Here is a 12,849-nt window from a genome sequence, read left to right on the forward strand (position 1 = left end):
CGCAAGCCGGCGACCGCGTGCGCATGGATCAGTTGATAAGCTTGATCGAGGCGTATGAAGCCAGGCGCCGGATGGCTTCTTCGGCCTGAGCGAGATCGGCGGCCGGCAAGCGGATCTGCAGATGCACTGAGGCGCCGTGGCTGCTATCGAGCAAGGTGTAATTCTGTTGCTGCAGCCAGCGTCGCAGTGTGGATTCTTCGGCATAGCCGATTTCGACATCGAGCGCGGCATAGGCGATGCGCTCGATTCTGTCCGTGAGTTTCAGCACGCTGGCGATGGCATCGGTGTAGGCGCGCACCAGGCCGCCGGCGCCCAGTTTGACGCCGCCGTAATAGCGCACCACCATCGCCAGCACGCCATCGAGTTCGTGATGGCGCAGCACTTCCAGCATGGGGCGGCCGGCGGTGCCCGAGGGCTCGCCGTCGTCCGACATACCGGACTGGCCGCCGGCCATCAGCGCCCAGCACACATGGGTGGCGCCGCGATGCGCCTCGCGCACGCGTTCCAGCTCGCGCATCGCCGCCGCCCGGTCATCGACCGGCACGACGATGCCGATGAAGCGACTCTTGCGAATCTCTGTCTCGGTTTCGGCGGCGCCGGCCAGCGTGTAGGTGGGCATGTGCTTGCGCCGGTAAGGCGCTCAAAAAAGATACTGGGAAATGAGGCGATCAGAACGGCGAGGGATCTTCGCCGTTCAGCTGCGCCTTGAGCTTGTGATTTTCGGAAGTCAGTTCGGCAATCCTGGCCTGCAGGCGCGCGATCTCGGCGCGCAATGCCGCCGGATCGTCGCCGACCGGCGCCGAAACGCCGCCATCAGTCGATGCCGCCGGACTGCCCGCTGTAGCTGCGCGCGGCGTGCGCGTCAGATTCTTTTGTTCGCGCACATGCTTGGCGGCCTGGCGCAATTCCTTCTTGCCGCCGGCTACGGCGCTGACCTGTTCTTCGCTCGGCAGTGAGGCCACTGCCGCAGCAGCGTTGATCGAGATGGTGCCGGCGCGCACCGCCTGCATCAGTTCCGGCGCCGCCGTCTTGCGGATTCTTTCGATCTGGCCGATGGTGTTGCTGCTGATGCCGGCAACGCGTGCGATGTCTTCGCGCGTCTTGATCTGCGCCGCGCCGGCTTCTGCCGCCGCTTCTTCCACCGGTGCATCGCCCGCGGCAGCGTCGCCGGCCTCTGCCGCCTCAGGATGTTCCGCTGACGGATCGTCGGTCTTCGCCGGACGGCTGCGGGTCGACATGATGTCGCGCTTGCGCAGCGCCAGAATGCCGCGCTGGAAATCGCTGACGCTGCGGCGGCCGAGCTGATTGTCGATCATCCACAGCAGCACGTCGTCCAGCGAACTGAAGCTGGTGTTCTGCACCGTCCTGAATTCGATGTCGTACTTGCGGCAGATTTCGTAGCGGTTGTGGCCGTCCACCAGCACTTCGCCCCACAGCACCAGCGCATCGCGGCAGCCCTCCGCCAGCAGACTGCGCTCCAGCGCGGCATACTCATTGGGCGTGAGCGGGTCAATGTATTTGAGAAGTTCGTCGTTGATGATGATGTTCATGCGTTTCCTGTGCTGCGGCCATGCGATTTCTGAAGGAGCGGAATTTTACCTCAGACCGGACTTCGCACCGGGCTTGCCGCACGTAAGCCATATGGCGTCTGTCGCTGCACTACAATAGCGGGAGCATTGCGCCGCAGCCATCTGCGGCCCGGCGCAACAAAAAATATAAATCAGATGAACCAGCGAAGCGGCATGCTCCTGCCCCCATGAGAATCGATCCCTACAGTCTTGAGCTGTTTCTGGCCGCCGTGCGCGAAGGTTCCATTGCACGCGCCGCGCGCAGCGAGCACATCGCGCCTTCCGCCCTGAGCCGTCGTCTGGCCGATCTGGAGCAGGCCATGGGCTTGCCCTTGCTGGTGCGTTCGCCGGGCGGCGTGACACTGACCGAAGCCGGGCAGCATGCGCTGGTGCGGGCCACGCGCCTGCATCAGGATCTGCAGGCCATGGTGCGCGAGGTGCGTTCGCTCAGCGGCGAGGTGTCGGGCGTGGTGCGGCTGTTCGCCAACGCTTCCGCCATCGTCGGTTTTCTGCCGGAAAAGCTGAAGCGCTTTCAGGCCGATTATCCCTTGGTGGAGATCGCGCTGAACGAACATATCAGCGCTGACATCCTGCGCGCCTGTCTGGAGGATCGCGCCGACCTCGGCATCTGTGCGCAGCCATCCCAGGCCCAGACGCCGCGTGGGCTCGATGCCTGGCATTTCGCCGATGACCCCTTGATGGTGGTGTTGCCGCGCAAGCATGAGCTGGGGCGCGAACGCAGCCTGACGCTGGCGCAGGTGGCGCGCTTTCCGCAGGTGGCCTTGCAGGTGGGCGGTGCGCTCGACCGCTTGCTGCATGATCAGGCCGAGGCCGCGCAATTGCCGCTGCGCATCAGCGTGACGGTCAACAGTTTCGATGCGCAATGCCGCATGGTGGAAGCAGGACTCGGCATCTGCGTGGTGCCGACCAGCGCCGCGGCGGCGTATGCCGGCACACGCAATTTTGTGCGGCGGCCGCTGGCCGAGTCGTGGGCGCAGCGCCGTCTGCAACTGTTTGCCTTGCGCAAGTCGCCGCGCCTGAAGGCGGTGCAGGCGCTGATCGATGCGCTGGCGGCGCCCGACTGAGTATTTGCCGTCGTCTCATTTGCAGTCGTCTCATAAGGCGATGGCAGAGGCAGGCGGGGCAACGCGAAATGCGACGGCCCCGGTGCCGAAGCAGCACTACATGACGATGTCCCTTGCGGCGTAGATTGTCGGCAGGAGAACTGCATGACACATCTGAACTTAGCGGGACGTGTACTTTTTTTAAGCACAGACCCCGGCATCATCGAACGCCAGCTCGGCGGCGACAATCTCTCTCTGAGGGACGCCGGCGCCTTGCGCGACGACGTCTCTACCGACGAGATCACGCCCATGAGCGTGCTGACCTACTACGACGAACGGCTCGGCCGTTATCCCTATGTCGGCCTGCGCGCCGGCGAGCGCAATCCGATTGGCACCGATGCCGTCCGGAACGGCAATTTCTGCGTGACCGTGGCCGGCAATCGCTACGGCAAGGGCTCGTCGCGCGAGCATAGTCCGGTGGCGGAAGTGCGCGCCGGCATCCGGCTGGTGATCGCCAAAAGCTTCGAACGCATTTATCGCCAGAACGCCGACAACCTCGGCTTGTTCACCTCCACCGACTTCGGCCTGATTGCACGCATTCAAAACGGTGAGGCGATTCCTCTGGAAGAGCTGGTGGCCTCGCGCGATGCGCTGGCGGCCGCGATTTTGCGCAACGGCGGCTTGCTGCGCTATGGCATGGCCAATATGCGCGATGTGGCCACCGCCGAGCTGGCCGAAGAGACGCGCCCGCGCACGCTGACCGAAAAGATTCTGGCGCGCCACGCCATCCGCACCGAGCAGACCAGTGCCTCCATCGAGGCTGGGCAGGGCGCGTTCGTGCGTGCCGACTGGCGCTTCATCCATGAGTACTACACCGGCATGGCGACGCACATGCTGCACACGGCGTTCGGGCGTCCGCTGAAGCTGGCCGACGCCGCCAGCATTCTGGCGTTTGAGGATCATCTCTCGTATGCGCATCGCAGCGAGCTGCATATCAAGCATGGTTTGCTCGGCAATGTGCGCGAACTGTCGCAGGCGCATCGCGCATTTGCGCAGGAATGCGGCGTGCGCAATCACGGCTATCTCGATCCCGACGGCAGTCTGGGAGCGGAAGGTGCGGAAGGCTCGGAGGGTATCTCGCACGCCATGATGGCCGAGCTGTATGCGCTGCCGGGGCAGGTGCTGGTCGGCACCGATTCGCATACGCCGCATAGCGGTGCGCTGGGTTGCGTGGCCTTTGGCGTCGGCACCACCGACATGGCGAATGCCTTCGTCACCGGCGCGGTGCGCATGACGGTGCCGCAGTCGCTGAAGATAGACCTGCGCGGCCCGGTGCCGGCCGGCGTCACGGCCAAGGACCTGGTGCTGCATCTGCTGGCCGATCCGAAGATCAGCGCCGGCGCCGGCGTCGGCAAGGTCTTCGAATTCTGTGGCTCGGCCATGGGACAGCTCAACACCGATGAGCGCGCCACGCTGACCAACATGACCGCCGAACTGGGCGGCTTTACCGGCATCGTGGCGCCGGATGCCGAAACCGTGCACTTTCTCAAAGAGCGGCGCGGCATCGATTTCGTGGTGGAAGACTGGATGCTGAGCGATGTCGGCGCCGCGTATGCCGACACCATCGTGATCGAATGCGCGCAGATAGCGGCCATGGTGGCGCGTCCGGGCGACCCCGGCAACGGCCTGCCTTTGTCGGAGTTGCACGAGCGGCCCGGCATCGATGTTGCCTACGGCGGCTCGTGTACTGCCGGCAAACGCGAGGACTTCGATCACTATCACGCGGTCTTGTCCTGGGCCGCGCAACGCGGTCTGCGCGTGCCGGACGGCGTCAGACTCTATCTGCAGTTCGGCACCGCCGACGTGCGCGATTACTGTGTGGAGCGCGGCTATCTGCCGGCCTTCGAACAGGTCGGCGCCGAGATGCTGCAGCCGGCTTGCGGCGCCTGCGCCAATTGCGGCCCGGGCTCATCGACTGAAGCAACACAGGTCACGGTGAGCGCCATCAATCGCAATTTTCCTGGCCGCTCCGGCCCCGGGCAGGTGTGGCTGGCCAGTCCGCCGACGGTCGCCGCCAGTGCGATTGCCGGCGAGATCATTTCCTTTGAGGAGTTGCAGCAGCGCTTTGCTGCGGCTTGACGGGCTGTCGATCAGGCTTGAGGGGTGAGGGCTGCGATTCGGCTAGAATGACGTGTCATTTTTGCGCGCTGCGCTTGATGCATGAGCGCGCGTCAATTGACTCGCCATCTACCTCTTCTGTCTTTTCACTGCATCCAATTCATTCCATGCGTTTCATCTCACGTATTGCGGCACTGACTGCCGTTTCTTCATCGCTGTTGCTGGCCGCTTGCAGTTCCGGCTGGGTGCCCGGTTTTTCCGGCGCCAAGCCGGCCGACAATGCCGGCGCGACGCCGGTGGCGGCGCCGACTGCACCTCCCCGGAAAATCAGGATCGGTCTGGCGCTGGGCGGCGGCGCCGCGCGCGGTTTTGCGCATATAGGCGTGATCAAGGCGCTGGAGTCGCAGGGCATCAATGCCGACGTGGTGGCCGGCACCAGCGCCGGCAGTCTGGTCGGCGCGCTGTACGCGGCCGGCAATAATGGCTTCGCGCTGCAAAAGCTGGCGCTTGAGATGGACGAGGCGGCGATTTCCGATTGGTCGGTGCCGCTGTTTTCCAAGGTCAGCGGGGTGCTGAAAGGCGAGGGTGTGCAGAACTATGTGAACCGTTCGGTCAACAATCTGCCCATCGAAAAATTCAAGATTCCGTTCGGCGCGGTCGCCACCGATCTGAAGAGCGGTCAGCCGATTCTGTTTCAGCGCGGCAATGCCGGTATCGCGGTACGCGCTTCGTCGGCGGTGCCGGGCGTGTTTCAGTCGGTGAAGATCGGCGACCGCAATTATGTGGATGGCGGCCTGGTGTCGCCGGTGCCTGTGCATTTCGCGCGGCAGATGGGCGCCGATTTCGTGATCGCAGTGAATATTTCGGCGCAACCGGAGGTGCAGGCGTCTTCGACTTCGGTCGACGTGTTGCTGCAGACCTTCGCGATCATGGGGCAAAGCATCAATCAATATGAATTGAAGGACGCCGATATCGTGCTGCAGCCCAGCCTGGGCAATATGCGCGGCAGCGATTTTTCAAGTCGCAACGTGGCGATTCTGGCCGGCGAGCAGGCCACGATGGCGGCCATGCCGGAGATCAAGTACAAGCTGAAATTGCTTTCCGGAAACTGATTGCGCCACCGCCTTGCCCAATGAAAAAAGCCGCTCATTCGAGCGGCTTTTTTCATTATCTGCTGATTGCCTTGAGCGGAATCAATCCAGACGGGATCTTATTTGGTTTCGCTTTCGTCGGCGGCGATGCGACGCGCCCCATTGAAGCGCTTCTTCCAGTAGGCGACATCCATGTCTTCGATGCGCACCTGGCCGCCGGCCGATGGAGAGTGGATGAACTTGCCGTCGCCCAGATAGATGCCGACGTGCGAAAAGCCGCGGCGCAGCGTGTTGTAGAACACCAGATCGCCCGGTTGCAGTTCGCCCTTGCCGATTTTTTCGCCGACGCGACTGATTTCAACTGCGGTGCGCGGCAGGTCGGTGCCCCATGCTTCCTTGAACACGTATTGAACGAGGCCGCTGCAGTCGAGTCCGGTGTCGGGGGAGGTGCCGCCGTAGCGGTAATTGATGCCCAGCATGCTGAGGGCCTGAACCGCCAGTTCGGATGCGCGATTGGTAATGTCGTGCAAACGGGCGATGGCGAAGTTGGTCTTGCTGAGGGAGGAATTGTCTTGCGGTAACTGCGGCGGATCGATGCTCCAGGCGCTGCTGCTGAACCATAGTCCGGCCGCAAGCACGCACGCTTGCACAGCGTGTCGTCGGAGGCGGTCAGATCGGTTTAGCGTCATTCGGAGTTGTCTCGTTCAGTATGACTGCAGGAATGTAAGTGAATTCTTACCGGGTGTCAAAAGCTAATTTCATGCCAGCTCAACAATAAACGCCTGCGGCGGGCTTGCGCGGGGTGGCGCTTTTCCCCGCCCCGTAAGGGTTTTTCCGACATCGGGCGATGAGCGCGGAGACGAAATTATTTGCGAAATTTTTTACGGGTTTAAGTCGAACTGCCTTAATTCGGTGCGCTCTGTTATCGAGGTGTCATGTTTTTGCCCGATTCGGAGTTGCAGCGAAAAAGCCGGCGCCGGATCGTCGGACTGATGAATATGTTTCGTCCGCCGGTTGATGCCAAAACAGCTTTATCGCCGTACAATCAGCGTTCAATTTTTTTAGGTAACCGGAGCGATCCATGCAAACAAAACCATTCCTGTCCCTGGACGACGTGAAGAAAATCGCCGCCGGCGCCGAAGCTGAAGCCAAGGCCAACAACTGGGCAGTGACCATTTCCATCGTCGATGATGGCGGTCACCTGCTGTGGCTGCAGCGCCTGGATGGCGCCGCACCGATTTCTTCGCACATCGCACCGTCCAAGGCGCGCACTGCCGCGCTGGGTCGTCGCGAAACCAAGATTTATGAAGACATGATCAACAACGGCCGTTTCTCTTTCCTGAGCGTGCCTGAAGTCGACGGCCTGCTGGAAGGCGGCGTGCCGGTGGTAGTCGATGGCCACTACGTTGGCGCAGTCGGTATTTCCGGCGTGAAATCTTCGGAAGATGTACAGATCGCCAAGGCCGGCATCGCTGCGCTGGGTCTGTAATCTTTTTAACCCGGCCGCCGTTCGCGCGGCCGGCGTTTCCTGATATTTGCGCTCTTTTGAGCGCTTCTTGCGGCAACTTTCGGCGATCTCGAATTTGCTGGAGGTGCCTTTTTGCGCTATAATCGAGCGGTTTAGCTAAATTTATATTCCGCCGTAGCGCATACCACTCCTCCACCTCGTTCCAGCAGGCCAACCAACTACCCTTACCGAATGAGTCGGGGAGTTCGCGCCGGTCGGTTTGGTGCGCAAGGTCTTCCGGTCATCCAGCGGCGGTAACAATCTCAGGAGTTACCCTTGCTGCCTCTTCTTTCCGGTCCCGCGATTCCGGCCATCCTCGCGCTCGCAGACGGGTCTGTATTTCAGGGCTTTTCCATCGGCGCCGCCGGCAATACTACCGGCGAAGTGGTGTTTAACACCGCAATGACCGGTTATCAGGAAATCCTTACCGATCCCAGCTATAGCCGCCAGATCGTCACACTGACCTATCCCCATATCGGCAACACCGGCATCAATCGCGAAGACATCGAAGCTTCCCAGATTCACGCCGCCGGTCTGATCATCAAGGATCTGCCGCGTCTGGTGTCCAATTTCCGCAGTCAGCAAAGCCTCAGCGAATACCTGCAGGAAAGCAATATCGTTGCCATCGCCGGCATCGATACCCGCAAGCTGACCCGCATCCTGCGCGAGAAGGGTGCCCAGAGCGGCGCCATCGTCGCCGGCGACACGAATATCGAAGCGGCAACCGCCAAGGCGCTGGAACTGGCGCGCGGTTTCCCGGGCCTGGCCGGCATGGATCTGGCCAAGGTGGTGTCGACCAAGCAAGCCTACAACTGGACCGAAACCGAATGGCAACTGGGTCGCGGCTACGGTCAGCAGATCACGCCTAAATTCCACGTGGTCGCGTTCGACTACGGCGTCAAATACAACATCCTGCGCATGCTGGCCGAGCGCGGCTGCAAGGTGACGGTGCTGCCGGCGCAGGCGACTGCCGCCGAAGCGCTGGCGCTCAGTCCCGACGGCATCTTCCTGTCCAACGGCCCCGGCGATCCGGAGCCCTGCGACTACGCGATCAAGGCCTCGAAGGAACTGATCGATCTGGGCATTCCGACCTTCGGCATCTGCCTCGGTCACCAGATCATGGCGCTGGCCTCAGGCGCCAAGACGCTGAAGATGAAGTTCGGTCACCATGGCGCCAATCACCCGGTGCAGGATCTGGACAGCAAGCAAGTAATGATTACCTCGCAAAACCACGGTTTTGCGGTGGATGCCGCAACCCTGCCGGCCAACTGCCGCGTCACGCACGTGTCGCTGTTCGATGGTTCGCTGCAAGGTTTTGCCCGTACCGATAAGCCCGCGTTCTGCTTCCAGGGCCACCCCGAAGCATCGCCCGGGCCGCATGACATCGCCCCCCTGTTCGATAAATTTGTGGCGATGATGGAGAAAAAGAAACATGCCTAAGCGTAACGACATTAAAAGCATCCTGATCATCGGCGCTGGTCCGATCATCATCGGTCAGGCCTGCGAATTCGACTATTCCGGCGCACAGGCCTGCAAGGCCCTGCGTGAAGAAGGCTACAAGGTCATTCTGGTCAACAGCAACCCTGCGACCATCATGACCGATCCTGAAATGGCGGACGTCACCTACATCGAGCCGATCACCTGGCAGGTGGTGGAGCGCATCATCGCCAAGGAAAAGCCGGACGCGATCCTGCCGACCATGGGCGGCCAGACTGCGCTGAACTGCGCACTGGATCTGCACCGCAACGGCGTGCTGGAAAAGTACAAGTGCGAACTGATCGGCGCTTCGCCGGAAGCCATCGACAAGGCCGAAGACCGCTCCAAGTTCAAGGATGCCATGACCAAGATTGGTCTGGGTTCGGCGCGTTCGGGCGTGGCGCACACCCTGGAAGAGTCCTGGGGCGTGCAAAAGGGCCTGGGCTTCCCGGTCATCATCCGTCCATCGTTCACCATGGGCGGCACCGGCGGCGGCATCGCCTACAACGCCGAAGAATTCGAAACCATCTGCAAGCGCGGCCTGGAAGCATCACCGACCTCCGAGCTGCTGATCGAAGAATCGCTGATTGGCTGGAAAGAGTATGAGATGGAAGTCGTGCGCGACAAGGCCGACAACTGCATCATCGTCTGCTCGATCGAAAATCTGGATCCGATGGGCGTGCACACCGGCGACTCGATCACCGTGGCGCCGGCGCAAACGCTGACCGACAAGGAATACCAGATCATGCGTAACGCCTCGCTGGCGGTGCTGCGTGAAATCGGTGTGGATACCGGTGGTTCCAACGTGCAGTTCTCGGTCAACCCGGCCGACGGCCGCATGATCGTGATCGAAATGAATCCGCGCGTTTCGCGTTCGTCGGCGCTGGCATCGAAGGCCACCGGCTTTCCGATCGCCAAGATCGCGGCCAAGCTGGCGGTCGGCTTTACGCTGGACGAACTGCGCAACGAAATCACCGGCGGCGCGACCCCGGCTTCTTTCGAGCCGTCCATCGATTACGTCGTCACCAAGATTCCACGTTTCGCGTTTGAAAAATTCCCTCAGGCCGACAACCATCTGACTACTCAGATGAAGTCAGTCGGTGAGGTGATGGCGATCGGCCGCACCTTCCAGGAATCCTTCCAGAAAGCCCTGCGCGGTCTGGAAGTCGGCGTCGATGGCATGAACGAAAAGACCACCGACCACGAAACCATCAAGGAAGAACTGGGCGAGCCTGGTCCCGACCGTATCTGGTACGTGGGCGATGCATTCGCACAGGGTTTCTCGCTGGAAGAAGTGCATGCACTGACGCACATCGATCCATGGTTCCTGTCGCAGATCAAGGAAATCGTCGACATCGAACTGTGGCTGGAAAACGGTCAGACGCTGGAAGGTCTGGACAAGGACACGCTGTACAAGCTGAAGCAAAAGGGCTTTGCCGACCGCCGGCTGGCCAAGCTGCTGAAGGTGACCGACACTGCGGTGCGCGAAAAGCGCCATGCGCTGAACATCCGTCCGGTCTACAAACGCGTGGACACCTGCGCCGGCGAGTTCTCGACCAACACCGCGTACATGTATTCGACCTACGAGGAAGAGTGCGAGTCCAAGCCGAACGACAAGAAAAAGATCATGGTGCTGGGCGGCGGTCCTAACCGCATCGGCCAGGGCATCGAATTCGACTATTGCTGCGTGCACGCCGCGCTGGCGATGCGCGAAGACGGTTACGAAACCATCATGGTCAACTGCAATCCGGAAACCGTTTCCACCGACTACGACACCTCCGATCGTCTGTATTTCGAATCGCTGACGCTGGAAGACGTGCTGGAAATTGTGGCACTGGAAAAGCCTTATGGCGTGATCGTGCAATATGGTGGTCAGACGCCGCTGAAGCTGGCGCTGGATCTGGAAGCCAATGGCGTGCCTATCGTCGGCACGTCGCCTGACATGATCGATGCCGCTGAAGACCGCGAGCGTTTCCAGAAACTGCTGCAAGACCTGGGGCTGCGTCAGCCGCCGAACCGTACCGCGCGCACTGAACCTGACGCGCTGCGTCTGGCGCAGGAAATCGGTTATCCGCTGGTGGTGCGTCCTTCGTACGTGCTGGGCGGCCGCGCGATGGAAATCGTGCACGAGCAGCGCGATCTGGAGCGCTACATGCGTGAAGCCGTCAAGGTTTCGCACGATTCGCCGGTGCTGCTGGACCGCTTCCTGAACGATGCGATCGAAGTGGACGTCGACTGTCTGTCCGACGGTCAGCGCACCTTCATCGGCGGCGTGATGGAACACATCGAACAAGCCGGCGTGCACTCGGGCGACTCGGCCTGCTCGCTGCCGCCTTATTCGCTGTCGAAGGAAACCATCGAAGAACTGAAGCGGCAAACTGCGGCGATGGCCAAGGGCCTGAACGTGGTCGGTCTGATGAATGTGCAATTCGCGATTCAGCAAAGCGAAGTCGACGGCAAGACCGTTGATACCGTGTTCGTGCTGGAAGTGAATCCGCGTGCATCGCGTACCGTGCCCTTCGTCTCAAAGGCCACCGGTCTGCAACTGGCGAAGATCGCTGCACGTTGCATGGTCGGTCAGTCGCTGGACAGCCAGGGCATCAAGAACGAAGTGATTCCGCCTTACTTCAGCGTCAAGGAAGCCGTGTTCCCGTTCGTGAAATTCCCGGGCGTCGACACCATTCTCGGACCTGAAATGAAGTCGACCGGTGAAGTCATGGGCGTGGGCAAGACCTTCGGCGAAGCCTTCGTCAAGTCGCAACTGGGCGCCGGCGTGAAGTTGCCGAAGTCGGGCAAGGTGTTCCTGAGCGTCAAGGGCAGCGACAAGCCGCGCGCGGTGCAGGTTGCCAAAGACTTGGTGGCGATGGGCTTCTCGGTGGTGGCGACCAAGGGTACGGCAGCGGCAATCAGCGCCGCCGGCATTCCTGTGGCGACCGTCAACAAGGTGGTTGAAGGCCGTCCGCACATCGTCGACATGGTGAAGAACAACGAGATCGCACTGGTGGTCAACACCGTCGAAGAGAAGCGCAACGCCATCGCCGACTCCGGCGCCATCCGTACTTCGGCCCTGGCTGCACGTGTCACCACGTTCACCACCATCGCCGGCGCGGAAGCCGCGGTGGAGGGCATGCGCCATCTGGACGCGCTGGATGTGTATGATTTACAAGGACTGCATAAAGCTATACACTAAACCCACACATACGTTTCGTTGTTAGGTCGCAGAGGGCATCTGAGTAATCGATGCCCTCTGCGGCTTTTTGAAAGAAGCTTAACGGAACTTCTGCAGCAAAGTTCTGTTCATCTGTAGAGCTTGATCCCGGAAAAACTTACGATCTTGTCGCCCATTCAATGCGTGACGGGAGTGGGTTTTTTTGTTTTCAGCCGCAGCAAGGGCTTGATGGCCCGGCGCTGCTCAAGGATAGATGAGCGCAACTGCGCATAGTGCGAAGTTCATAAACTGGATTGAGATAGACATGAGCACAGTGCCAATTACAAAACACGGGGCCGAACTCCTGAAAGAAGAGTTGCAACGTTTGAAATCGAAAGAACGACCAGCCGTCATCAATGCGATCGCCGAAGCGCGCGCGCAGGGTGACCTGTCGGAAAACGCGGAATACGATGCCGCCAAGGAACGTCAGGCTTTCATCGAAGGGCGCATCGCCGATCTGGAAGGCAAGTTGAGTTCGTCGCAAGTGGTCGATCCGACCACCTTGAGCGCGGATGGCCGCGTGGTTTTTGCGGCAACCGTTGATCTGGAAAATCTGGACAGCGGCGAAAAGGTGACCTATCAGATCGTCGGTCTCGACGAAGCGGATATCAAGGAATCCAAGGTCTCTATCACTTCGCCTATCGCACGGGCGATGATCGGCAAGAGCGCCGGCGACGTCGTCGCGGTGGAGGCGCCCTCGGGCGTGAAGGAATATGAGATTCTGGAAGTGCGCTACATCTGATCTCAGATGGCGATGCGATGCCGGGACTTGCGGATTGTTAGTGCACCTGCCTGAAAATGGCAGAATCGACCGCAG

General features: G+C 60.9%; 10 protein-coding genes. 7 read left to right on the plus strand and 3 right to left on the minus strand.

Annotation, left to right across the window (positions count from 1 at the left end; genetic code table 11):
- Window positions 1-28 precede the first annotated feature (28 nt).
- The gene (locus PQR62_RS14220; protein WP_408158621.1) at window positions 29-619 is read right to left on the minus strand and encodes an IMPACT family protein; all 591 of its coding nucleotides are present in this window, start codon (window positions 617-619) and stop codon (window positions 29-31) included.
- A gap of 49 nt (window positions 620-668) precedes the next feature.
- Window positions 669-1,550, minus strand: a complete 882-nt coding sequence (locus PQR62_RS14225) for a hypothetical protein (protein ID WP_408158622.1) — start codon at window positions 1,548-1,550, stop codon at window positions 669-671.
- Between the two features lie 206 nt (window positions 1,551-1,756).
- Between PQR62_RS14225 and PQR62_RS14230 the strand changes: the two genes are divergently transcribed.
- From PQR62_RS14230 to PQR62_RS14240, 3 genes are all read left to right on the plus strand, one after another.
- Entirely contained in the window at window positions 1,757-2,653 is an 897-nt protein-coding gene (locus tag PQR62_RS14230; RefSeq protein WP_408158623.1) for a LysR substrate-binding domain-containing protein, read from the plus strand.
- Between the two features lie 144 nt (window positions 2,654-2,797).
- Entirely contained in the window at window positions 2,798-4,771 is a 1,974-nt protein-coding gene (locus PQR62_RS14235; RefSeq protein ID WP_408158624.1) for an aconitase family protein, read from the plus strand.
- A 146-nt stretch (window positions 4,772-4,917) separates the two neighbouring features.
- Complete coding sequence (locus PQR62_RS14240; RefSeq protein WP_408158625.1) at window positions 4,918-5,862, plus strand: patatin-like phospholipase family protein; 945 nt, start codon at window positions 4,918-4,920, stop codon at window positions 5,860-5,862.
- A gap of 98 nt (window positions 5,863-5,960) precedes the next feature.
- Here PQR62_RS14240 and PQR62_RS14245 read toward each other — a convergent pair whose 3' ends face one another.
- Window positions 5,961-6,530 (minus strand): C40 family peptidase, encoded by a 570-nt coding sequence (locus PQR62_RS14245; RefSeq protein WP_408158626.1) that lies wholly within the window; start codon window positions 6,528-6,530, stop codon window positions 5,961-5,963.
- 392 nt (window positions 6,531-6,922) lie between these two features.
- On the opposite strand from PQR62_RS14245, the gene PQR62_RS14250 reads away from it, so the two are divergent.
- From PQR62_RS14250 to greA, 4 genes are all read left to right on the plus strand, one after another.
- On the plus strand, window positions 6,923-7,330 hold the full coding sequence (locus PQR62_RS14250; RefSeq protein ID WP_408158627.1) for a GlcG/HbpS family heme-binding protein: 408 nt from the start codon (window positions 6,923-6,925) through the stop codon (window positions 7,328-7,330).
- A 294-nt stretch (window positions 7,331-7,624) separates the two neighbouring features.
- Window positions 7,625-8,788 carry a glutamine-hydrolyzing carbamoyl-phosphate synthase small subunit gene (gene carA, locus PQR62_RS14255; protein WP_408158628.1) on the plus strand — a complete coding sequence of 388 codons (1,164 nt, stop codon included), beginning with the start codon at window positions 7,625-7,627 and terminating at the stop codon, window positions 8,786-8,788.
- Window positions 8,781-12,014 (plus strand): carbamoyl-phosphate synthase large subunit, encoded by a 3,234-nt coding sequence (gene carB / locus PQR62_RS14260; RefSeq protein WP_408158629.1) that lies wholly within the window; start codon window positions 8,781-8,783, stop codon window positions 12,012-12,014. Before carA ends, carB begins: the two co-directional genes overlap by 8 nt.
- 283 nt (window positions 12,015-12,297) lie before the next feature.
- Entirely contained in the window at window positions 12,298-12,774 is a 477-nt protein-coding gene (gene greA / locus PQR62_RS14265; protein WP_408158630.1) for a transcription elongation factor GreA, read from the plus strand.
- The last annotated feature ends 75 nt before the right edge of the window (window positions 12,775-12,849 follow it).

Origin of the sequence: Herbaspirillum lusitanum, from assembly GCF_046025995.1 — a bacterium.
Taxonomy (GTDB): domain Bacteria; phylum Pseudomonadota; class Gammaproteobacteria; order Burkholderiales; family Burkholderiaceae_D; genus Herbaspirillum; species Herbaspirillum lusitanum_A.

Excerpts from the sequence above, each read along its gene's own strand:
- PQR62_RS14235 (WP_408158624.1), top strand. The coding sequence starts at position 2,798 with ATGACACATCTGAACTTAGCGGGACGTGTACTTTTTTTAAGCACAGAC.
- PQR62_RS14240 (WP_408158625.1), top strand. The coding sequence starts at position 4,918 with ATGCGTTTCATCTCACGTATTGCGGCACTGACTGCCGTTTCTTCATCG.
- PQR62_RS14250 (WP_408158627.1), top strand. The coding sequence starts at position 6,923 with ATGCAAACAAAACCATTCCTGTCCCTGGACGACGTGAAGAAAATCGCC.
- PQR62_RS14245 (WP_408158626.1), bottom strand. The coding sequence starts at position 6,530 with ATGACGCTAAACCGATCTGACCGCCTCCGACGACACGCTGTGCAAGCG.
- carB (WP_408158629.1), top strand. The coding sequence starts at position 8,781 with ATGCCTAAGCGTAACGACATTAAAAGCATCCTGATCATCGGCGCTGGT.
- PQR62_RS14230 (WP_408158623.1), top strand. The coding sequence starts at position 1,757 with ATGAGAATCGATCCCTACAGTCTTGAGCTGTTTCTGGCCGCCGTGCGC.
- PQR62_RS14220 (WP_408158621.1), bottom strand. The coding sequence starts at position 619 with ATGCCCACCTACACGCTGGCCGGCGCCGCCGAAACCGAGACAGAGATT.
- greA (WP_408158630.1), top strand. The coding sequence starts at position 12,298 with ATGAGCACAGTGCCAATTACAAAACACGGGGCCGAACTCCTGAAAGAA.
- PQR62_RS14225 (WP_408158622.1), bottom strand. The coding sequence starts at position 1,550 with ATGAACATCATCATCAACGACGAACTTCTCAAATACATTGACCCGCTC.